We start from the raw sequence: 19,025 nt of genomic DNA on the forward strand, positions 1-19,025 counted from the left end.
GCTTCCGCTGACTTAGCCGCGCCCCGCCGGTTTGCCAAGGCGCGCCTTCCCGGAGGTTCCCATGCCCTATCGCGCCCCGCTGGCCGACTTTCGCTTCCTTCTGCGCCATGTGGTCGGGCTGGATCAGGTTGCCGCCACCGACCGCTTTGCCGAAAGCTCGGCCGAGACGGTCGAGGCCGTGCTGTCCGAAGCCGGCAAACTGTGCGAGGAAGTGCTGGCGCCGCTGCAACGGCCGGGCGATCTGCATCCCGCGCGGCTGGAAAACGGCGTGGTCCGCACGCCACCCGGCTTTGCCGAGGGCTATCGCGCCATTGCCGAAGGCGGCTGGGTCGGGATTTCGGCCGATCCCGCCCATGGCGGCATGGGTCTGCCGCTGACCGTGACGACGGCCGTGAACGAGATGATGGCCGGCGCCTGCCTGTCGCTGCATCTGAACCCGCTGCTGACGCAGGGCCAGATCGAGGCGCTGGAACATCACGCAAGCGACGAGATCAAGGCGCTGTATCTGCCCCGGCTGATCTCGGGCGAGTGGAACGGCACCATGAACCTGACCGAGCCGCAGGCCGGATCGGATGTGGGCGCGGTCAGAACCCGGGCCGAGCCGCTGGGCGACGGCACCCATGCCATCACCGGACAAAAGATCTTCATCACCTGGGCCGACAGCGATTTCATCGCCAACACCTGCCACCTCGTGCTGGCCCGGCTGCCCGACGGCCCGCCCGGCACCCGCGGCATCAGCCTGTTCATGGTGCCGAAATTCATCCCCGATGCCGAAGGCAATCCGGGGCCGCGCAACGGCGTGAGCGTGGTCAGCCTGGAAGACAAGCTGGGCCTGCATGGCTCGCCCACCGCGGTCATGCAGTTCGACGCTGCGCGGGGCTGGCTGGTGGGGGCGCCGCACCGCGGGATGGCCGCGATGTTCACGATGATGAACAACGCCCGCCTTGGCGTCGGCGTGCAGGGCGTGGGCGTGGCCGAGGCCGCGACGCAGGCGGCGCTGGCCTATGCGCTGGAACGCCGGCAGGGCGGGGCGGGCACGATCGTCGATCATGCCGATGTGCGGCGGATGCTGGCGGTGATGAAGGCCGAGACCTTCTCGGCCCGGGCCATCGCGCTGGCCTGTGCGGTGGCGCTGGACATGGGGCGGGCCACCGGCTCGGCCGAATGGGCGGCACGGGCGGCACTGCTGACGCCGATCGCCAAGGCCTTCGGCACCGATGTGGGGATCGAGGTCGCCTCGATGGGGGTGCAGGTCCATGGCGGAACCGGCTTCATCGAGGCGACGGGTGCCGCGCAATTCATGCGCGATGTGCGGGTGACCGCGATTTACGAAGGCACCAACGGCATACAGGCGATGGATCTGGTGGGCCGCAAGATGATGGACGGAGGCGAGGCCGCCTTCCGCCTGATGCAGGAAATCGAGGACGCCGCCGAAACCGCCCGCCACACGCTGCCCGACCTGGCCAACGATGTCTGGGCCGCGTCCGAAGCCCTGCGCGAGGCGACCGAAACCCTGATCGCGCAGGACATGCAGGACCGCTACGCCGGCGCCGTGCCCTATCTGCGCGCCTTCGCCCGCGTGCTGGGTGCCCATTTCCACCTGACCGCGGCGATTGCCGATCCGGCGCGCGAACCCTTGGCGCGGGTCGCGATCCGCCGCCTGCTGCCGGAACATGCGGCACTGCTGGCACAGGTGCGCGAGGGGGCGGACGGGCTTTACGCGCTGTCGCCCGAGGATCTGGCGGCGTGACCGCGCCGATCCGCACGCCGTTCGAGATCCCTCCGCCCGAAGGCGCAGCCGTGCCGCTGGCCGAGGGCGTGCTGTGGCTGCGCCTGCCGCTGCCGATGCAGCTGGATCATGTGAACGTGTTTGCGCTGGATGACGGTGACGGCTGGACGCTGGTCGATACCGGCTTTGACAGCCGCCGCGGCCGCGCGATCTGGCAGGGGCTGATGGCCGGGCCTTTGCAGGGGCGGCCGATCCGGCGCGTGATCGTCACCCATTACCACCCCGACCATGTGGGCCTTGCCGGCTGGTTCCAGTCGATGGGGGCGGAACTGGTGACCACGCGGACCTCGTGGCTTTATGCGCGGATGCTGGTGCTGGATGTGCAGCCCCTGCCCACGGCGGAAACGCTGGCCTTCTGGCGGGGCGCCGGGATGCCGGCCGACATGCTGGCCCAGCGGGCCACGGAACGGCCGTTCAACTTCTCGGACATGGTGGCGCCGCTGCCGCTGGGCTTTACCCGCATCGTCGAGGGCGATGTGCTGACCGCGGGCGGGCGGCGCTGGATTGTCCGGGTGGGCCACGGCCACGCCCCGGAACATGCCACACTCTGGAGCCTTGATGACGCTCTGGTTCTGGGGGGCGATCAACTGCTGCCCGGCATTTCCGCCAACATCGGCGTCTATGCCTCGGAACCCGAGGCCGATCCGCTGGCCGAATGGCTGGCATCCTGCCGCGCCTTTCAGGCCCATGCGCGCGACGATCTGCTGATCCTGCCCGGCCACAAGCTGCCCTTCACCGGCCTGCCGCTGCGCCTGCGCCAGATGATCGACAACCACGAAGGCGCGCTGGACCGGCTTCGCGCCCATCTTGGGGAACCGCGCACCGCCGTTCAGTGTTTCCTTCCGCTGTTCGGACGCGAGCTTCAGGGTCAGGCCTATGGCATGGGGCTGGTCGAGGCGGTGGCGCATCTCAACCATCTCTGGTTGCGGGGCGACATCGCACGCGAGCGCGGGCCGGGGGGCGAATGGCTCTGGCGCGGTCGACCCGGCTGAGGCGCGCCGGCGCACCGGGGCTTTCGGGCCGCGGCGCGGGCGTGACAGACCGGGGGAGATCGGATAGATGGCGGACAATCACACCGGGATCGGGGGCCGAACCGACCATTCGCACGGCGCGCACGGGCATGTGCCCGGCACGATGGACATCACGCAGCAGCAAAGAACCTTTGCGGGCTTTCTGCGGCTGGTGGGCCGGGCGGTGGCGGTCATCCTTGCGGTCCTTATCTTTCTTGCGCTGGCCAACGCCTGAAAGGGCCGACCGCGGCGCCCCACGGGACACATGATGCGACACCATCTTCTAGGCGCCGCCTGTCTGGCGCTTGCCGCCTGCGGCACCACCGCCGAGCCGGTCTGGGCCCCCGATCACCAGGTTGCGGCGGCGCATTTCGTCTCGCCTCAGCCGGGCTCGATCACGCTTTACACCGTCACGCGGGTGAAGGGCGGCGGCGGGGCCCATACCGGGCTTCTCATCAACGGCTCGCAGGTGGTGATGTTCGACCCCGCGGGAACATGGCGCCACCCGCGCCTGCCGGAACGCAATGATGTCCATTTCGGGGTGACGCCGAAAATGGTCGATTTCTACATCGACTACCACGCGCGCGAGACGTTTGACGTGCACGAGCAGACGGTTCAGGTGCCGGTCGAGGTGGCCGACATGGTGGCGCGCCGGGCGATGGCCTATGGCGCGGTGCCCAAGGCCAACTGCGCGCGGTCGGTCTCGAAGATCCTGGATGGCGTGCCGGGGTTCGAGCCGGTCGGCCCGACCTGGTATCCGAACCGGCTGATGGCCGATTTCGCCGAACTGCCCGGCGTCAAGACCCGGATGATCCGCGACGACGATGCCGATGACAACCACGGCGTGCTGATCGTGCAGGCGGGCGATCCGCGGCTGAACTAGCCCAGCAGCCAGGGCGTCAGGTAAAGCGCCGCCGCCCCCGCGAAGATCGCGGCAAAGACGTTGCGGCTGAGAAGCCCCATCGCCACAGCCGCACAGGCGGCGGCCAGTCGGGCGGGGTCGGTCTCGCCGCCTGTCGCGGTCGGCCACAGCACCATCGGCGCCACCAGCCCCGGCAGCACCGCCACCGGGGTGTAGCGCAACAGGCGCAGCGCCCACAGCGGCATCGGCCGGCTGCCGATCATGCCCAGAAACGAGAATCGCAGCAGGAACGTGCCCAAGCCCAGCACGATCATCACGATCCAGACCTGTGCGGTATCCTCGATCATGTCGCGCGTCTCCGATCCGTCCAGGCCTCGATCCAGGCGCCGGTGGCCATGGCCGCCGCCGCCGCCACCAGCAAGCCGCCGTTGTAGGGCACGAAGGCCAGCGCCAGCGACAGCGCGATCGACACCCCCGCCGCCGCGACATGCGCCACTGTGCGCAGCATCGGCGCGATCATCGCAAGGAAGGTGATCGGCACCGCGAAATCCAGCGCGAACTCGGGCGGGATTGCGGTTCCCACCTGCGCGCCGACATAGGTCGCGACATACCACAGCGGGCAGACCGGCAACACCGCGCCAAAGAAGAAGGCGATCTTTTCGCCCGGCGACTGGTGGGGGTTTTTCTCATAGTCGATCATCGCCGCGGCATAGGTCTGATCGACAAGGCAATAGGCCATCAGCGCGCGCAGCCCCACCGGCGCCTGCCCCAGATGCGGTGTCAGCGAGGCCGAATACATCGCCATCCGCAGGTTCACCGCCAGCGAGGTCGCGAGGATAATGACCGTCGGCGCATTGTCGGCCAGCATCTGCACCGCCGCGAACTGCGCCGCCCCCGCGATCACGATGATCGAGAATCCCATGACCTCGACGATGTTCAGCCCGGCTTCGGTGCCGACAACGCCGAACAACAGACCGAACGGTGCGATCACCAGCATGAAGGGCAGGGCGGAAAACAATCCGCGCAAAAAGGCAGAGCGGCGGGGCGACATGGGCGGGAACCTTCGGCTGGCTGCGCGCGGGTTTACCATCGCGCGACTTGCGCTTAGGCGTTCTGTCACGGGGATGCAATCGGAGAGGCGGATGAGAATCTACGGTCTGATCCTTGCCGGCGGCGAAGGCCGGCGCATGGGGGGCGTGGACAAGGCGTTTCTGCCCCTTGCGGGCCGGCCGCTGATCGCCCACGCCATCGACCGGCTGGGCCCGCAGGTCGAGGAACTGGCGATCAGCGCCAATGGCGATCCCGCGCGCTTTGCCGGATTCGGGTTGCCGGTTCTGGCCGATCAGGCGCGGCAGGGGCCGCTGTCGGGGGTGCTGGCGGGCCTGCGCTGGGCCAGGGCGGCGGGGGCGGATGCGGTGGTCTCGGTTCCGGTCGACACGCCGTTCCTGCCGGGCGATCTGGTGCCGCGGCTGTGGCTGGCCGGCGACGGCGGTGCCGCCGTGGCCGAGGCCGGCGGGCGCACCCACCCGGCCTGCGGTCTTTGGCCCGTGGCACTGGCAGACGATCTTGCGGCATGGCTTGCGGCGGGCGAGGCGCGCGTCATGGGCTTTGCGGCGCGGCATGGGGCCGCACGGGCTGGATTTTCCGACGCAAACGCTTTCCTCAACCTGAACGCGCCTGACGATCTGGCGCGGGCGGAAACGATGGTGCGGATGGACGGATGAAGATCTTCGGGATTGTGGGCGGCACGGATGCGGGCCGGGCCGAACTGACGGAACGGCTGGTGGCGGCCATTGCCGGGCGCGGCTTCAGTGTCTCGACCGTCCGGCATCTGTCCCCCGAGGCCGCGATGGGCCAGCCCGCCCGCCCGGTGCAGGGCTACCGCTCGGCCGGGGCGTCCGAGGTGGTGCTGGCTTCGGCCGATCGCTTCATGCTGCTGCGTGACCATCTGGGCGCCGAGCCCGATCTGCATGCCCTGCTGGCCCGGATGGCGCCAGTCGATCTGGTGCTGGTCGATGGCTACCGCCGCGAGCCTCATCCCAAGATCGCGCTGCTTCCGGGCCGCGATGCGGGACAGCCCGCCGACCCGACGATCCGCGCGATGGCGGCCGAACCGGGGCAGGCCCCGCTTGCGGCGCAGCCCTTGCCGCTGTTTCACCCCGAGGATGCCGCCGGTCTGGCCGAGTTCGTCCTGACCGAAACCGGGCTGATCCGGTCGGGGTTCGATACGGTGATTGCGGTGGACTGGTCGGGGGCCTCGGTGCCGTCGCCGCGCAAGCCGTCGTCGGATGCGATCTGGATCGGGGTGGCCAGCCCCCTGGGCGAAACCGTCAGCTATCACCGCACCCGCGCCGATGCCGAGGCGCATCTGAACGATCTCTTTGCCTTCGAACTGGCGGCGGGGCGGCGGGTGCTGGCGGGGTTCGACTTTCCGATGGGCTATCCTGCGGGGTTCGCGCCACGGCTGGTCGGTGAAGCCTGGGCCCCTGCGGTGTGGGAATGGCTGGAAGCGCGGGTCGAGGATGGCCCGGACAATGCCAACAACCGCTTCCAGCTTGCCCAGACGATCAACCGCCAGTTCGCGGGCTTTGGCCCGTTCTGGGGCCGGCCGTCAGGGCTTGACCTGCCGGATCTGCCGGAACGCAAGCTGTGCGACCACGAGGCGCTGGGCATCGCGGAACGCCGCCGGGTCGAACTGTCCGTGCCCAAGGCGCATCCGGTCTGGAAGCTTTACACCACCGGCTCGGTCGGGTCGCAGGCCCTGCTGGGCCTGCCGGTGATTGCGCGGCTTCGCCGGCGTTTTGGCGCCGCGGTCTGGCCGTTCGATCCCGCCACCGCGCCGCTTGTGGTGGCCGAGATCTATCCCTCGCTGCTGGGCCCCCAGATCACCAAGGCCATGCGCGAAGGCGAGATCAAGGATTCCGCGCAGGTCCGCCTGATGGCGCGATCGCTGTGGCGGCTGGCCCGCGATGGCGCCCTGGCCGATCTGCTGGCCGATGTGCCCGACTGGCCCGGCCGGGCCGAAGAGGGCTGGATTCTTGGCACCGGCCATGCCGATCAGTTGCGGCTGGCGCTGATATGAACGTCTCGCTTCAGTATGGCCTGTCTGCCGCGGACCGCCGCCGGGCGGCGGAACTTTACTGGCAGGCGTTCGGCGGCAAGCTGTCGCGCGTGATGGGCCCCGAACCTTTGGCGCTGGTCTTTCTGGAACGGGTGATGCGCGCCGACCATGCCATTGCCGCGCTGGACGAACACGGCCGCCTTGTGGGGCTGGCCGGGTTCAAGACGCCGTCGGGCGGGTTTGCCGGCGGCACCAGCGCCGACATGCGCGCGGTCTATGGCCGTTGGGGCGGGCTGTGGCGGGCTGCGCTTTTGCGGCTGTTGCAGGGCGATGTCGACAACGAGCGGTTCCTTCTCGACGGGATCTGCGTCGCGCGCGAGGTGCGCAGCCATGGCATCGGCACCGCCCTTCTGGCCGAGATCTGCGCCGAGGCGATCCGGCGCGGCTACAGCGCCGTGCGCCTTGATGTGGTGGACAGCAACTGGCGTGCCCGTGCGCTGTATGAACGGCTGGGCTTCGTCGCGACCCAAAGCCATGCCATCGGCGCGCTCAGCCTGATCTTTGGCTTCAAGGCCGCGATCACCATGGTCCGTCAGGTGCGCTGATCCGGCCTGCCCCTTCGCGAACGGACAGAGCCGGGGCCGATGCGGGCGATCGGCCCGCGCGCCGCCCGGGCAGGGCCGCGGGCGTTCAGTCGCGGCCACGCCCTTCCGCGATCAGCCGGTTCGAGGCGCCCTCGATCGCCTGTTCCAGTTCCACCATGAAGGTGGCGGCGGTGTGGCCCGGCCCGATCGGGGGCAGGAACTCGATCACCGCGGTGCCGCGCTTGCGATAGACGCCATGGCGCGGCCAGAACACGCCGACATTGGTCGCAACCGGATGGCACATCTGGCCCAACTGGCCATAAAGCACCGCCGTGCCCATCTTGTAGGGCGCGGCCGCCCCCGCCGCGACGCGGGTTCCCTGCGGATAGATGATCAACTGCCCGGCTGTCTCGCGGCCCTTTTCGACATCGGCCATCATCTTCTTGATCGCCGCCCCGCGCCTGCCGCGATCGACCGGGATGAACCCCGCCCGCAGCGCCATCCAGCCCATCAGCGGAATCCAGCTCAGTTCCTTCTTCATCACGAAGCGGGGCGCCGGCAGGACCGAGACCAGCGTGATGGAATCAAGGAAACTCTGGTGCTTCGAGGCGATCAGCACGGCACCTGTGGGCACCTCGCCGCGGACCTCGGTCTTCAGGCCGACAATCCAGCGCGCCGAGAACCGTGCCCAGTGCGCGAACGCCTTCATCCAGACCAGCGTCCATTTGCGGTCGATGATCACCAGCGGCGTGAACACCAGCGCGATCACGATCATCGAGACATACATCTGGATGTTGAAGATAAGGGACAGCGTCCATTGCAGCGCGTAGCGCATCAGGTAAGTTCCTTGAGTTTGCGAAGGGCGGCGGCGCGGGTGGCGAAGAAGGCGACGGTGCCGGCGATGGGCGGCAGCAACAGTGGCACGAACCAGCCCGCGCCCTGAAAGCCAAGGCCCGTCAGGAAACCGCCCGCGGCCTCGGCCGAGGGCAGCAGCGTCACCGCCGCCATTCCCGCCAGCGCGCCTACACCGGCGCCGGTCAGGGCGCGCAGGGTGAAGCGGCGCACGAAGGCGCGGGCGATATAGATATCGCGCGCCCCCACAAGGCGCAGGACGCGGATCACCTGCGCATTGGCCGCAAGCGAGGCATTGGCCGCAAGCGTGATCATCGCCGCCATGCTGGCCAGAATCAGCAGGATCGACGCCCCGCCCAGCAGCCGCAACCGGGACGCCGCCACCGCCAGCGGCTGACGCCAGCGCAGGTGATCGTCCAGCACCGCGCCCGGCGCCTCGGCGGCCAGCCGCTGGCGCAGGCCCTCGGCGTCATAGCCTTCGCCTTCCTCGTGCAGCTCGACCAGCCGCGGAATCGGCAGCGTATCCAGCGGCAGGTCGGCTCCGAACCACGGCGCAAGCAGGGCCTGCTGTTCCGCGTCGGTCAGGGCGCGGGCCGAGCCGATGCCGGGCGTCGTCTCCAGCACCGCAAGGACGGCGCGGGTCTGGGTCTCCATCTGTTCCTCGGGGGCCGAGATGCGGATGGTGGCGGTGCGCTCCAGCGCCTCGGACCAGCGGTCGGCAAGGCGCCCCGCCGCCAGGGACAGTGCCAGCGCAAACACCGCCAGAAAGGCCATGGTCCCGGCCACGAACGAGGTCAGCCATGCGGTGTGGCCTGAAGGTGGCACGACGCGGTCGGCCTGCCGGTCGGGTTGGCGCAGCTCGGCCAGAAGGTCGGTGATCCTCACAGGTCGGCCCCCGCAAGCTGCACCCGCCGGTTCGAGATCCGCAGCACCCGCGCCGCCACCTGCTGCTTGGCGTTGCGGATCAGGTTCAGGTCATGGGTGGCGACAAGGATGGTTTTCCCCATCCGGTTCAGTTCGACCAGCAGGCGCAACAGCCGCAGCGACATGTCCCAGTCAAGGTTGCCGGTGGGTTCGTCGGCCAGCACCACATCGGGCGACATGATGATGGCGCGCGCCACCGCCGCGCGTTGGCGTTCGCCCCCCGACAGCGACGGCGGCAGCGCATCGGCCAGTTGCCCCAGCCCGACCCATGCCAGCAGGTCGGCCAGATCCTGCGCGCTCGTGTCGCGGCCCGACACCGCCAGCGGCAGCGTAACGTTCGCCGCGATCGGCAGATGGTCGAGGAACTGGCAATCCTGATGCACGACCCCCATACGCCGGCGCATCCGCGCCACCTCGTCGCGGTCCAGACCGCGCACCTCGCGGTCGAAGATCGTGACGCGGCCTGCGGTGGGCAGCAGTTCGGCATAGCACAGTTTCAGGAAGGTCGACTTGCCCGCGCCCGAAGGCCCGGTCAGGAAGTGGAACGACCCCGGCGTAAGGCGCAGCGATACGTCCGAGAGCAACTCTCCCCCGCCGTAGCTGTAGGCGACATTGTCGAAGGCGATCACGCCCGGTTCTCCCTCAGTCATCCCGCGGATGCGCGGGCAGTCTACGCAGGTCGGGCCCGGTTTCAATCGGGCTTGAAGAAGCGCCGGGCCACAAAGGCTTGGATGGGGGCGGCATCGTTGCTACAAGATGCCGCAAAACTACGGGCACGGGGCGGGAACGGGACATGCGGCTGATCTGTCCGAATTGCAATGCGCAATACGAAGTGTCCGATGCGGCGATCCCGCCGGAAGGCCGCGACGTGCAGTGTTCGAACTGCGGCCATGGCTGGTTTCATGCCCCCGGCGTGGTGGCGGGGCCAGATCCGCTGGCCCGTCCGCCTGTCACGCCCACATCCTGGCCGGAAGCGGCCCCCCCGCCCGCGGCATCGCTGCCCGAGCCCCCCGCGCCGGTGGACCCCTCTTTCCTGCGCGACGCGCCCCTGCCCGAGGATGAGGACGACGGGCCGGACGAGGTCCCCCCCGCCGCCCCGGTGGTTGTTCCGCCCAGCCGCAGTCTGGACGGCAGCCTGCTGGCCGTCCTGCGCGAAGAAGCCCTGCGCGAGGCCGAGCAGCGCCGGCGCGAGGCGCTTGGGATCGAGGCTGCTGGCGACGCCGGTCCCGCCGCGCCGCCACCCGTCGCAGAGCCCATGCCGGCTGATACGCCTGCGGTCACACCCGTCGCAGAGCCCGCGCTGGCTGATACGCCTGTGGCCATGCCGGTCGCAGAGCCTGCGCCGGCTGATCCGCCTGCGGCCATGCCCGCTGCCGTGACGCAGGCCGCAGGCGCAACAGACCCCTGGCCCGAGCTTCGGCCACGGCTGCAACCCATCGCAGAGCCGGCGGTTCTGCCCGAGGCCGATCCCGATCCCGATCCCGACCCCCATCCCGTCGGGCCGCGGCCGCGCCGGGCGCTGCTGCCGGATATCGAAGAAATCAACTCGACCCTGCGGCCTGCCGATGGCCATTCCCCGGCGGCGGAGATGGTGGCGGGGCATGTGCCGCGGCCGTCGCGGGCGGCCTATCGGGCGGGGTTCATGCTGATGATCGTGATCGCGCTGGGGATTGCCACGCTTTACGTCATGGCGCCGCGTCTTGCGCAGGAAATGCCGGGCGCCGAGCCTGCGCTGCGCGCCTTCATGCGCATGGCCGACGAGGCGCGGCTGCTGCTTGACCGGCTGCTTGGCGCGGCGGTCGAGGTGGTGCGTTCCGCCTCGGACCGCTAAGGCGCGATCGGGCCCATCCACGATCCGACCGGCGCGGTTGCGTTCAGGCCCAGCCGGCGGTCCTGTGCTGCGGTTTCGGACCCGCCGGGTGCGACGCCAGCGGCCGGGGGGCGGCGCGATACAAGGCATCTCTCGCCGTTGGACGTTCCAAATGCGGGTGTCGTTCGCGATCTGCCTTGCTGGTGCGGGCCGCGGGGGGCACCCCGCGTCAATACATGTCCAGAAGCCGGCGCAGATAGTCGCGTTCGATCTCGGGGCGGGACTGGTCGCCGCTGCGGCGGCGGATCTCGTCCAGCAGATCCTGCGCGCGGCGATAGACATCTTCGCCCTGAAGCATGTTGCGATCCGATCCGATGCGGCCGGTCTCACCCGGTTCGCGGCCCAGGGGATCGCGCTGGCTGTTCGGATCGGCACGGCCGAAGGCTTCGCCCTGCGCCTGCCCGTCCTGCTGGCGGCCTTCCTGGGCCATGGCCTCGCCCAGGTCGCGCATCCCTTCACGCAGGGCCTCCATCGCCTCGGCCTGCCGGTCAAGCGCGCCGGGCAGGTCGCCGTCGCGCAGTGCGCGTTCGGCATCCTCCATCGCGCGGCCGGCATCGTTCAGCGCGCGGCGACCGCTTTCGCCGCGCTCGCTGCCCTGACCGGGAAGCTGGCTGTCGTCCAGCCCGTTCAGGCGGTTGCGCAGATCGCGCTGACGCTCGGCCAGGCTGCGGCCGTCCTGGCCTTCGCCCTGCTGGCCTTGCCCGGGCTGCCCTTCGCCCTGCTGACCGTTCGGGCCCTGCTGCAACTGGCGGAAGGCATCGTCGGACAGGCCCTGCTGATCGCGCAGCGTGTCGGACAGGTCGCGCATCGATTGGCTGCCCGGCCCCTGACCCTGCCCCTCGCCCATGGTGACCTGCATGTTCTCCATCAGCTGACGCATCATTTCCATCAGCTCGGCCGCTTCGGCCATCCGGCCCTGCTCCATCAACTCTTGCAGCTTGTCCAGCATCTGCTGCAACTGATCGCCCGACAACTCCATCATCTGCCGGTTTTCGGACGGCTGCTGATCGGGGTTGCGCCGGGCTTCCTCGGTCAGTTCGCGCATGTAGGTTTCAAGCGCCTGACGCATCTCGTCCATCAGCTTCTGGATCTCGTCGGCCGAGGCGCCGTTGCGGATCGCCTCGTTCAGCCGGTCCTGCGCGCGGCGCAACTGTTCCAGCGCCGACGCAAGATCGCCCTCTTCCACCAGAAGCGCGATCTGCCAAAGCTGTTCGGCAATCTCGTCGCGGGCGGCGGGGGTCAGGGTCGCGGCCTCGGCGTCCAGCCGGCGCAACAGGACACGGGTGCGCAGAAAGGCGGCTTCCTTGCGAAACAGTCCTTCGGGGGCATGGGTCACGGCCTTCAGGATCTGCGCGCTGCGCGGGCCGTTCGCCGTCGTCCACAGCAGATCGCGGCGCAATTCGATCAGCGCCGCGGCCAGCGGATCGAAGAAGCGCCGTCCCGGCAGCACGACGTGCAGCGGCGCGGCCACGCCGTCCTGCATGGCGGCGTCGGTGACGGAAAGGTTGATGATGACCGGAAGATTGGCGAAGGGATGTTTCGACAGATCCTCGACCAGCACTTCGGTGAATTCTGTGCGCGAACCCGAAATTGGCAGCGGCAGATCCAGCACCACCGGCTCTTGCGGTTCGGGATCGCGGGCAAGGCCATGGCGGCGGTCGACCGCCGCCAGATCCAGCGAGATGGCCGCCCGCCCGCCGGTCACGCCGTAATCGTCCTGCGCGGTGAAGCCCAGCTTCATCCGGCCGTCGGCTTCGCGGTCCATCGGGCCCTGGGCTGCGATGCCGGGCGGGCTGTCGGGCAGCGCCACCACCTGCCAGACCCGGCCACCGCGGCCGTCGATCTCGACCTGACCGCTGCGTGTCACGTCGAAATCCTGCGCCGGGCCGGGCACCGGATCGCCCGCGGGACGGCCCGAGACGGTCTCGGTCACGCCAAGGGCGCCGATCTCGCCATAAAGGCGAAGCTGGATGCGGCTGCCGGTGGGCAAGGTGATGTCGGGTGCGGAAATGTCGTTCAGATACAGCGCGGGCTTGCCGGTATAGGCGGGGGGCTGCGCCCAGCCTTCCCAGCTTGGGCCCCCCACCATCGCCTCGGCCCCGCCGGGGCCAAGCCCCGCCACCGATCCCACCCGCCAGACCGAGCCGAAAAGCCCCGCCACCACCAGCGCCGTCAGCGCCAGATAGCGCAGCGCAAAGGGATCGCGCCGCGCCAGCCGCAGGTCAGGGGCCACCGGCCGCGCCCGTGCCGCACGTTCGGCCATCCGGCGCTGATGCGCGGCCCAGATCGCACGCGACCACGCATCGCCCGCGCCAATCGCCTGCCGGTCCGCCATCGACGAGATCGGCCGCCCGGGAAGCGAGGCATCCAGCCGCGCCAGCGCCTCGGCCCGCCGGGGGTGGCGGAAGGCGCGCAGCCCGAAGATCAGCGCCGCCAGACCACCCAGACCCGCCGCGATCAGCCCGCCCCGCACCCAGCCCGCCGGCGCCAGATCGTGCAGCCCAAGCACCAGCGCCGCCAGCGTCGCCGCCAGCACCGACCACAGGTGCCAGAACGCCCTTACCAGCCGTTCCGCCCACAGCCCCGCCCATGTCAGCCGAAGCGGCCAGATCAGGCGGCGAAGGGCGGTTTCGGTCGCGGGGTCGGGGTCTTGTGCCATGCGCCTCGCCTGAAACAGGCTGTGCGCGTCACAGCCATTCGGGGATGCTATCGCGCTTCAGGATTTCGTCAAACGTCGGCCGCGCGCGAATGACGGCGAAGTGATCGTCCTTCACCAGCACTTCGGGCACCAGCGGTCGGGTGTTGTATTCCGACGCCATCACCGCGCCATAGGCCCCGGCGGATCGGAAAGCCACCAGATCGCCCTCGGCCATGGGGGGCAGGGGGCGGGCCTTGGCGAAGGTGTCGCCGGTTTCGCAGACCGGACCCACCACGTCATAGGGCCGGGGCTCGGTTGCGGGCGCGGGTTCGTCCAGCGGCACGATGTCGTGATGCGCGCCATACATCGACGGCCGCACCAGATCGTTCATCGCCGCGTCAAGGATCAGGAAATCGCGGCCCTCGCCTTCCTTCACATAGATCACGCGCGCCACCAGCACGCCGGAATTGCCCGCGATCAGCCGGCCCGGCTCGATCTCGATCTCGCAGCCCAGATGGCCCACGGTGCGCTTGATCAGCGCGCCGTAATCCAGCGGCAGCGGCGGCGCCTCGTTCGAGCGGGTGTAGGGGATGCCCAGACCCCCGCCCAGATCCAGCCGGCGGATCTCGTGGCCCTCGGCGCGCAGGCGGCCGGTCAGGTCGGCCACCTTCAGATAGGCCTGTTCGAACGGTTCCAGCTTGGTCAGTTGCGAGCCGATGTGGACATCGATTCCCACCACCTCAAGCCCGGGAAGGCGGGCGGCCTCGGCATAGACCTCGGAGGCGCGGGCGATCGGGATGCCGAACTTGTTTTCCTTCTTGCCGGTCGCGATCTTCTCGTGCGTGCGGGCATCGACATCGGGGTTCACCCGCACCGCGATGGGCGCGCGCAGCCCCATCGCGGTCGCCACCTCGGACAGTGCCCGCATTTCGGGTTCGGATTCGACGTTGAACTGGCGGATGCCGCCTTCCAGCGCCAACCGCATCTCCTCGCGGGTTTTGCCGACGCCGGAAAACACGATGCGGTCGCCCGGCACGCCGGCCGCCCGCGCGCGGCGGTATTCCCCGCCCGAGACCACATCCATCCCCGCGCCCAGATCGCCCAGCACCTTCAGAACCGCCAGATTGGACAGCGACTTGATCGCGAAGCAGACCATGTGCGGCAGCGGTGAAAGCGCCTCGGTGAACAGGTGGTAGTGGCGCGTCAGCGTCGCGGTGGAATAGCAGTAGAACGGGGTGCCGACGGTGGCCGCGATGTCGGACAGGCGGACATCCTCGGCGTGGAGGCTTCCGGTGCGGTAAAGGAAATGGTCCATGATCTCTCGGGGAAGGGGGTCAGGCCGCGGGGCGCGACCGCAGGAACAGGTAAAGCGGCAGCCCGCACGAGACGCCGATCAGGAAGATCGCCGGAATGGCCAGCAGGCGGCGCCAGTCGCGGGTCTGGAAGGTTTCCGCCAGAATCCAGACCGTCAGCGCGATGGCCGCGATGGTCAGATCCCAGACAAGGCCGGTGGTCGAGGCATTGACATACCACGCATCGATCATGCCGCCGAAGCCTTCGCCGGTCTGCCACATGTAGCTGATGAAGTGATACATCGGATGGGTGGCGCCCCAGATCGCAAGGGCAAGGAAGATCATGCGCAGCGGGGTCATGTCAGAATGCTCCTCCAAGGGCCAGGCCAAGATTGCCGATACTGGTGCCGACCGAGGCGCCATACGGGCTGACGCCGACGCTGGCCGGGCCGTAACGGGTCGAGATGTGGGGCGTGACGGTGGTTCCGCCCGGCCCCACGCCCACCCCCACGCCGACATGCGGCGCCGAGGGGGTGCAGGCCGCCAGCGTCAGGATCACCGTCAGCGCCCGCATGGTCAGCCGCCCTTCCGGATGCCGAATTCGGCCGTGCCGCCGATGGACAGGCCCGGCTTCACCGCCATCGGCTGATCGGTGCCGGGCTTCAGCGGCGGGCCATCCACGCCGCAACCGGCCAGGAGCAGGGTGGCAAGGATCAGCGGTCGGATCATGCGGTCATCCCCAGATGTTCTTTCCAGCGCGCCACCTGCGCGCGGACATTGTCGGGTGCGGTGCCGCCGTAAGAGGTGCGGCTGCGAACCGAGTTTTCCACCCCCAGAACGGCGAACACGTCCGGCCGGATGCCGGGGTGGACGGTCTGCATGTCGGCCAGCGTCAGGTCGGGCAGGTCGCAGCCCTGTGCCTCGGCCATGGCGACCAGCGTGCCGGTGACGTGATGGGCCTCGCGGAACGGAAGGCCCAGTTCGCGCACCAGCCAGTCGGCCAGATCGGTCGCGGTGGAAAACCCCGACGCCGCCGAGGCCGCCAGCGCGTCACGGTTGGCCTGCATGTCGGCCACCATGCCCGTCATCGCGGCAAGGCCCAGCATCAGCGTGTCGGCCGCGTCGAAGACCTGTTCCTTGTCCTCTTGCATGTCCTTGGAATAGGTCAGCGGCAGGCCCTTCATCACCGTGAACAGCGCCACCGCCGCCCCCAGCACCCGGCCCAGCTTGGCGCGCAGAAGCTCCGCCGCGTCGGGGTTCTTCTTCTGCGGCATGATCGAAGATCCGGTGGTCCAGCGATCCGACAGCCGCACGAAGCGGAACTGCGCCGAGGACCAGATCACCAGTTCCTCGGCAAAGCGCGACAGGTGCATGGCGCAGATCGCCGAAGCCGACAGGAATTCCAGCGCGAAGTCACGGTCGCTGACCGAATCGAGGCTGTTGGCCGTCGGTCGGTCGAAGCCAAGCGCCGCCGCCGTCATGTGCCTGTCGATCGGGAAGGACGTCCCCGCCAGTGCCGCCGCCCCCAGCGGACATTCGTTCATCCGGGCGCGGGCATCGGCAAAGCGCGAACGGTCGCGGGCCAGCATCTCGACATAGGCCAGCATGTGGTGGCCCCATGTCACCGGCTGCGCGGTTTGCAGATGGGTAAAGCCCGGCATCACCCAGCCGGCCCCCGCCTCGGCCTGCGCGACGAAGGCCTGCATCAGCGCCTCGATTCCGGTGATGGCGGCGTCGCACTGGTCGCGCACCCACAGCCGGAAATCGACCGCGACCTGATCGTTGCGCGAGCGGGCGGTGTGAAGACGGCCGGCGGGCTCGCCGATCAGATCCTTCAGCCGGGCCTCGACGTTCATGTGGATGTCTTCCAGTTCGACCCGGAAGGGGAAATCTCCGGCTTCGATCTCTGACAACACCGTGAGAAGACCTTCCCCGATCGCTTCGGCATCTTTAGGGGTAAGGATGCCCTGCGCCGCCAGCATCGCGGCATGGGCGCGCGAGCCACGGATGTCCTGCGCGTAAAGCCGCTGGTCGAAGCCGATCGAGGCGTTGATCGCCTGCATGATCGCATCGGGCCCCGCGGCGAAGCGCCCGCCCCACATGGCGTTGGCGGCGGAAGGGGTCGTGGAAGCGTCGGACATGGGAAGCCTTTGGGGAGGTGAAATGCTGCGTGTGCTGTTTGCCGTGATCTACACGGCCTTGACCTTCGGTGCAAACGGCGCGGCAATGGCAGGCCCGGCCGAGGCGGCGGCGCTTTTGTCGGGCGACATGAAGAAGCTGGTGATCCATCCCGAGCCGAAGCCCCTGCCGGATGTGGGCCTGCTGGGCCTGGACGAGGCGCCGCAGAGCCTTTCGGACTGGCGCGGCCAATGGGTGGTGGCGAATTTCTGGGCCACATGGTGCGCGCCCTGCCGGCAAGAGATGCCCTCGCTTGACCGGCTGGAGGCGGCGATGGGCGGTGAGCGGCTGGCGGTGGTGACAATCGCCACCGGGCGCAATGCGGTGCCCGCGATCACGCGGTTCTTTGACGAGGCCGGGGTCACGCGGCTGACGGCGCTGCGCGATCCGAAATCGGGGCTGGCGCGGCAGATCGGGGTGATGGGCTTGCCGGTGACGCTGGTTCTGGACCCCGAGGGCCGCGAGGTGGCACGGCTGATCGGCGATGCCGAATGGGACGCGCCCGAGGCGCTGGCGGTGCTGGGGGCGATGATCCGCTGATGTCGCGACCCTCGCCGGGGGCAGGAGCCTCCGGCGGGGATATTTCTGCCAGAATGAAAGCGCGGGCGCGGGTCAGCGGGCGGGTTGAAGCAGGCCGCGCTGGACCGCGGGGCGGGCAAGGAAGCGGTCGAGCCAGCCGGGGACGTTGCGCAGTCTGTCCCAGCCGGCGATGTCGGCGGCGCGGTAGAAGTCGCGCAGCGTTCTGAGCCAGGGGCAGATCGCGATATCTGCGATGGAATAGTCGCCCGTGATCCACTCGCGGTCGTCCATCGCGGCGTCGAGCACCTTGAGCAGGCGTTCGACCTCGGCGCGGTAGCGTTCCTTCGGGCGGGGGTCTGCGATCTCTTTTCCGGCGAAGTGGTGGAAAAAGCCGAGTTGGCCGAACATCGGCCCGACGCCGCCCATCTGGAACATCAGCCATTGGAGCACGTCGTAGCGGCGGGCCTCTGGCAGAAGCTGGCCGGTCTTTTCCGCCAGATAGATCAGGATTGCGCCGCTTTCAAACAATGCGAGGGGCTGGCCGCCGGGGCCGTGGGGGTCAAGGATCGCGGGGATCTTGTTGTTGGGGGCAAGCGACAGGAATTCGGGGGTGAACTGGTCCTTGCGGTCGAAATCCACCAGATGCGCGTCATAGGGCAGGCCGGTTTCTTCCAGCGCGATCGAGACCTTCACGCCGTTCGGGGTGGCCAGAGAATAGAGCTGGATCGCCTGCGGGTCGCGCGGCGGCCAGCGGCGGGTGATCGGGAAGGCGGAAAGATCGGCGGTCATGGCGGAACTCTGTCAGGGGAGGGGCGAGGGTGGCGCATCACTGCTCGGAACGCAAGTGCGGCTGTGGCATGATGTCCCGGCCGGGTCGGAGCCGGCGGATCGAGGGAGAGCTGCATGGCCATTCTGGAGGAGTTTCGGTCGTTCATTGCCAAGGGCAATGTGATGGACATGGCGGTGGGCATCATCATTGGTGCGGCTTTCACCGGCATCGTTTCAAGTCTTGTGGCGGATCTGATCAATCCGGTGATCGGGCTGGTGACCGGGGGGATCGATTTTTCCAATCTGTTCGTCAATCTGGGCGAGGGTGAGTTCACCAGTCTTGCGGCGGCGAAGGCGGCCGGGGCGCCGGTGTTCGCCTATGGTGCCTTCATCACGGCGCTGATCAATTTCCTGATCATTTCCTGGGTGGTGTTCCTGCTGGTCAAGCTGGTCAACCGCGTGAAGGATGCGGCGCTGCACAAAGACGCGGCCAAGGCCGGCGCCGAGCCGGCAGGCCCGACGCAGGAGCAGCTTCTGGCCGAGATCCGCGACCTGTTGAGGGCGCGGGCGGCAGGCTAGGGTTCAGGGCCGCAGCGCCGGATGCGGTGACTGGCGGCATGTCGATGCCCGGCGCGCGGCATGGGGGCGGCCACGCCACAGCCGCGCTCTTGCGCCCGG

The 19,025-nt window shown here is 68.9% G+C and carries 22 protein-coding genes; 10 read left to right on the forward strand and 12 right to left on the reverse strand.

Going from position 1 to position 19,025, the window contains the following annotated elements; genetic code table 11:
* The first annotated feature begins 61 nt into the window (after positions 1–61).
* From CRO07_RS03155 to CRO07_RS03170, 4 genes are all read left to right on the forward strand, one after another.
* Positions 62–1,750, forward strand: a complete 1,689-nt coding sequence (locus CRO07_RS03155) for an acyl-CoA dehydrogenase (protein WP_097029233.1) — start codon at positions 62–64, stop codon at positions 1,748–1,750.
* The gene (locus CRO07_RS03160) at positions 1,747–2,781 is read left to right on the forward strand and encodes an MBL fold metallo-hydrolase (RefSeq protein ID WP_097029234.1); all 1,035 of its coding nucleotides are present in this window, start codon (positions 1,747–1,749) and stop codon (positions 2,779–2,781) included. The genes CRO07_RS03155 and CRO07_RS03160 overlap by 4 nt, the downstream gene beginning before the upstream one ends.
* Positions 2,782–2,848: 67 nt before the next feature.
* Entirely contained in the window at positions 2,849–3,034 is a 186-nt protein-coding gene (locus tag CRO07_RS03165; protein ID WP_097029235.1) for an aa3-type cytochrome c oxidase subunit IV, read from the forward strand.
* 33 nt (positions 3,035–3,067) lie between these two features.
* Positions 3,068–3,682: a hypothetical protein gene (locus tag CRO07_RS03170; RefSeq protein ID WP_097029473.1), complete on the forward strand. Its 615-nt coding sequence runs from the start codon at positions 3,068–3,070 to the stop codon at positions 3,680–3,682.
* On the opposite strand, the gene CRO07_RS03175 is transcribed toward CRO07_RS03170, so the two are convergent.
* Both CRO07_RS03175 and CRO07_RS03180 read right to left on the reverse strand, forming a co-directional pair.
* Complete coding sequence (locus CRO07_RS03175) at positions 3,679–4,008, reverse strand: AzlD domain-containing protein (RefSeq protein ID WP_097029236.1); 330 nt, start codon at positions 4,006–4,008, stop codon at positions 3,679–3,681. The two genes, CRO07_RS03170 and CRO07_RS03175, sit on opposite strands and share 4 nt — an antisense overlap.
* Positions 4,005–4,712, reverse strand: coding sequence for an AzlC family ABC transporter permease (locus CRO07_RS03180; RefSeq protein ID WP_097029237.1), 708 nt, complete (start codon positions 4,710–4,712; stop codon positions 4,005–4,007). Before CRO07_RS03180 ends, CRO07_RS03175 begins: the two co-directional genes overlap by 4 nt.
* A gap of 91 nt (positions 4,713–4,803) precedes the next feature.
* On the opposite strand from CRO07_RS03180, the gene mobA reads away from it, so the two are divergent.
* The 3 genes from mobA to CRO07_RS03195 are packed head-to-tail and all read left to right on the forward strand — an operon-like array spanning position 4,804 to position 7,327.
* Positions 4,804–5,385 carry a molybdenum cofactor guanylyltransferase MobA gene (gene mobA / locus CRO07_RS03185; protein ID WP_097029238.1) on the forward strand — a complete coding sequence of 194 codons (582 nt, stop codon included), beginning with the start codon at positions 4,804–4,806 and terminating at the stop codon, positions 5,383–5,385.
* Positions 5,382–6,743: a molybdopterin-guanine dinucleotide biosynthesis protein MobB gene (locus CRO07_RS03190; RefSeq protein WP_097029239.1), complete on the forward strand. Its 1,362-nt coding sequence runs from the start codon at positions 5,382–5,384 to the stop codon at positions 6,741–6,743. Before mobA ends, CRO07_RS03190 begins: the two co-directional genes overlap by 4 nt.
* A complete protein-coding gene (locus CRO07_RS03195) occupies positions 6,740–7,327 on the forward strand; it encodes a GNAT family N-acetyltransferase (RefSeq protein ID WP_097029240.1) in 588 nt (195 codons plus the stop codon). The genes CRO07_RS03190 and CRO07_RS03195 overlap by 4 nt, the downstream gene beginning before the upstream one ends.
* An 85-nt stretch (positions 7,328–7,412) precedes the next feature.
* Here the strand turns inward: CRO07_RS03195 and CRO07_RS03200 are convergent, their stop codons facing one another.
* From CRO07_RS03200 to CRO07_RS03210, 3 genes are read right to left on the reverse strand one after another with little or no spacing between them, the layout of a single operon-like run.
* Complete coding sequence (locus tag CRO07_RS03200) at positions 7,413–8,141, reverse strand: lysophospholipid acyltransferase family protein (protein ID WP_097029241.1); 729 nt, start codon at positions 8,139–8,141, stop codon at positions 7,413–7,415.
* Positions 8,141–9,043: a cell division protein FtsX gene (locus CRO07_RS03205; RefSeq protein ID WP_097029242.1), complete on the reverse strand. Its 903-nt coding sequence runs from the start codon at positions 9,041–9,043 to the stop codon at positions 8,141–8,143. Before CRO07_RS03205 ends, CRO07_RS03200 begins: the two co-directional genes overlap by 1 nt.
* Complete coding sequence (locus CRO07_RS03210) at positions 9,040–9,711, reverse strand: cell division ATP-binding protein FtsE (protein WP_097029243.1); 672 nt, start codon at positions 9,709–9,711, stop codon at positions 9,040–9,042. Before CRO07_RS03210 ends, CRO07_RS03205 begins: the two co-directional genes overlap by 4 nt.
* Before the next feature lie 164 nt (positions 9,712–9,875).
* Between CRO07_RS03210 and CRO07_RS03215 the strand changes: the two genes are divergently transcribed.
* A complete protein-coding gene (locus CRO07_RS03215) occupies positions 9,876–10,913 on the forward strand; it encodes a zinc-ribbon domain-containing protein (RefSeq protein WP_097029244.1) in 1,038 nt (345 codons plus the stop codon).
* A gap of 208 nt (positions 10,914–11,121) precedes the next feature.
* Here CRO07_RS03215 and CRO07_RS03220 read toward each other — a convergent pair whose 3' ends face one another.
* Genes CRO07_RS03220 through argH form a run of 6 tightly spaced genes read right to left on the reverse strand, consistent with a single transcriptional unit; the run spans position 11,122 to position 17,023 of the window.
* Positions 11,122–13,611, reverse strand: coding sequence for a TIGR02302 family protein (locus tag CRO07_RS03220; RefSeq protein ID WP_097029245.1), 2,490 nt, complete (start codon positions 13,609–13,611; stop codon positions 11,122–11,124).
* Between the two features lie 28 nt (positions 13,612–13,639).
* The gene (gene lysA, locus CRO07_RS03225; RefSeq protein WP_097029246.1) at positions 13,640–14,905 is read right to left on the reverse strand and encodes a diaminopimelate decarboxylase; all 1,266 of its coding nucleotides are present in this window, start codon (positions 14,903–14,905) and stop codon (positions 13,640–13,642) included.
* A 19-nt stretch (positions 14,906–14,924) separates the two neighbouring features.
* Positions 14,925–15,242 carry a DUF2834 domain-containing protein gene (locus CRO07_RS03230; protein ID WP_097029247.1) on the reverse strand — a complete coding sequence of 106 codons (318 nt, stop codon included), beginning with the start codon at positions 15,240–15,242 and terminating at the stop codon, positions 14,925–14,927.
* A gap of 1 nt (position 15,243) precedes the next feature.
* Entirely contained in the window at positions 15,244–15,456 is a 213-nt protein-coding gene (locus tag CRO07_RS03235) for a hypothetical protein (protein WP_097029248.1), read from the reverse strand.
* A 2-nt stretch (positions 15,457–15,458) separates the two neighbouring features.
* On the reverse strand, positions 15,459–15,611 hold the full coding sequence (locus CRO07_RS03240; protein ID WP_097029249.1) for an argininosuccinate lyase: 153 nt from the start codon (positions 15,609–15,611) through the stop codon (positions 15,459–15,461).
* Positions 15,608–17,023, reverse strand: coding sequence for an argininosuccinate lyase (argH, locus tag CRO07_RS03245; protein ID WP_097029250.1), 1,416 nt, complete (start codon positions 17,021–17,023; stop codon positions 15,608–15,610). The genes CRO07_RS03240 and argH overlap by 4 nt, the downstream gene beginning before the upstream one ends.
* A 22-nt stretch (positions 17,024–17,045) precedes the next feature.
* Here argH and CRO07_RS03250 point away from each other — a divergent pair, with 22 nt between their 5' ends.
* Positions 17,046–17,600 carry a TlpA family protein disulfide reductase gene (locus CRO07_RS03250; protein ID WP_097029251.1) on the forward strand — a complete coding sequence of 185 codons (555 nt, stop codon included), beginning with the start codon at positions 17,046–17,048 and terminating at the stop codon, positions 17,598–17,600.
* A gap of 72 nt (positions 17,601–17,672) precedes the next feature.
* Here the strand turns inward: CRO07_RS03250 and CRO07_RS03255 are convergent, their stop codons facing one another.
* On the reverse strand, positions 17,673–18,368 hold the full coding sequence (locus tag CRO07_RS03255; protein ID WP_097029252.1) for a glutathione S-transferase N-terminal domain-containing protein: 696 nt from the start codon (positions 18,366–18,368) through the stop codon (positions 17,673–17,675).
* A 114-nt stretch (positions 18,369–18,482) separates the two neighbouring features.
* On the opposite strand from CRO07_RS03255, the gene mscL reads away from it, so the two are divergent.
* Positions 18,483–18,926, forward strand: a complete 444-nt coding sequence (mscL, locus tag CRO07_RS03260; RefSeq protein WP_097029253.1) for a large conductance mechanosensitive channel protein MscL — start codon at positions 18,483–18,485, stop codon at positions 18,924–18,926.
* The last annotated feature ends 99 nt before the right edge of the window (positions 18,927–19,025 follow it).

Origin of the sequence: Cereibacter ovatus (assembly GCF_900207575.1) — a bacterium.
GTDB lineage: Bacteria > Pseudomonadota > Alphaproteobacteria > Rhodobacterales > Rhodobacteraceae > Cereibacter_A > Cereibacter_A ovatus.

Excerpts from the sequence above, each read along its gene's own strand:
- CRO07_RS03190 (WP_097029239.1), top strand. The coding sequence starts at position 5,382 with ATGAAGATCTTCGGGATTGTGGGCGGCACGGATGCGGGCCGGGCCGAA.
- mobA (WP_097029238.1), top strand. The coding sequence starts at position 4,804 with ATGAGAATCTACGGTCTGATCCTTGCCGGCGGCGAAGGCCGGCGCATG.
- CRO07_RS03250 (WP_097029251.1), top strand. The coding sequence starts at position 17,046 with ATGCTGCGTGTGCTGTTTGCCGTGATCTACACGGCCTTGACCTTCGGT.
- lysA (WP_097029246.1), bottom strand. The coding sequence starts at position 14,905 with ATGGACCATTTCCTTTACCGCACCGGAAGCCTCCACGCCGAGGATGTC.
- CRO07_RS03220 (WP_097029245.1), bottom strand. The coding sequence starts at position 13,611 with ATGGCACAAGACCCCGACCCCGCGACCGAAACCGCCCTTCGCCGCCTG.
- CRO07_RS03200 (WP_097029241.1), bottom strand. The coding sequence starts at position 8,141 with ATGCGCTACGCGCTGCAATGGACGCTGTCCCTTATCTTCAACATCCAG.
- CRO07_RS03240 (WP_097029249.1), bottom strand. The coding sequence starts at position 15,611 with ATGATCCGACCGCTGATCCTTGCCACCCTGCTCCTGGCCGGTTGCGGC.
- CRO07_RS03180 (WP_097029237.1), bottom strand. The coding sequence starts at position 4,712 with ATGTCGCCCCGCCGCTCTGCCTTTTTGCGCGGATTGTTTTCCGCCCTG.
- CRO07_RS03155 (WP_097029233.1), top strand. The coding sequence starts at position 62 with ATGCCCTATCGCGCCCCGCTGGCCGACTTTCGCTTCCTTCTGCGCCAT.
- argH (WP_097029250.1), bottom strand. The coding sequence starts at position 17,023 with ATGTCCGACGCTTCCACGACCCCTTCCGCCGCCAACGCCATGTGGGGC.
- CRO07_RS03165 (WP_097029235.1), top strand. The coding sequence starts at position 2,849 with ATGGCGGACAATCACACCGGGATCGGGGGCCGAACCGACCATTCGCAC.
- CRO07_RS03215 (WP_097029244.1), top strand. The coding sequence starts at position 9,876 with ATGCGGCTGATCTGTCCGAATTGCAATGCGCAATACGAAGTGTCCGAT.
- CRO07_RS03195 (WP_097029240.1), top strand. The coding sequence starts at position 6,740 with ATGAACGTCTCGCTTCAGTATGGCCTGTCTGCCGCGGACCGCCGCCGG.
- CRO07_RS03170 (WP_097029473.1), top strand. The coding sequence starts at position 3,068 with ATGCGACACCATCTTCTAGGCGCCGCCTGTCTGGCGCTTGCCGCCTGC.
- CRO07_RS03255 (WP_097029252.1), bottom strand. The coding sequence starts at position 18,368 with ATGACCGCCGATCTTTCCGCCTTCCCGATCACCCGCCGCTGGCCGCCG.
- CRO07_RS03230 (WP_097029247.1), bottom strand. The coding sequence starts at position 15,242 with ATGACCCCGCTGCGCATGATCTTCCTTGCCCTTGCGATCTGGGGCGCC.
- CRO07_RS03235 (WP_097029248.1), bottom strand. The coding sequence starts at position 15,456 with ATGCGGGCGCTGACGGTGATCCTGACGCTGGCGGCCTGCACCCCCTCG.
- CRO07_RS03175 (WP_097029236.1), bottom strand. The coding sequence starts at position 4,008 with ATGATCGAGGATACCGCACAGGTCTGGATCGTGATGATCGTGCTGGGC.
- mscL (WP_097029253.1), top strand. The coding sequence starts at position 18,483 with ATGGCCATTCTGGAGGAGTTTCGGTCGTTCATTGCCAAGGGCAATGTG.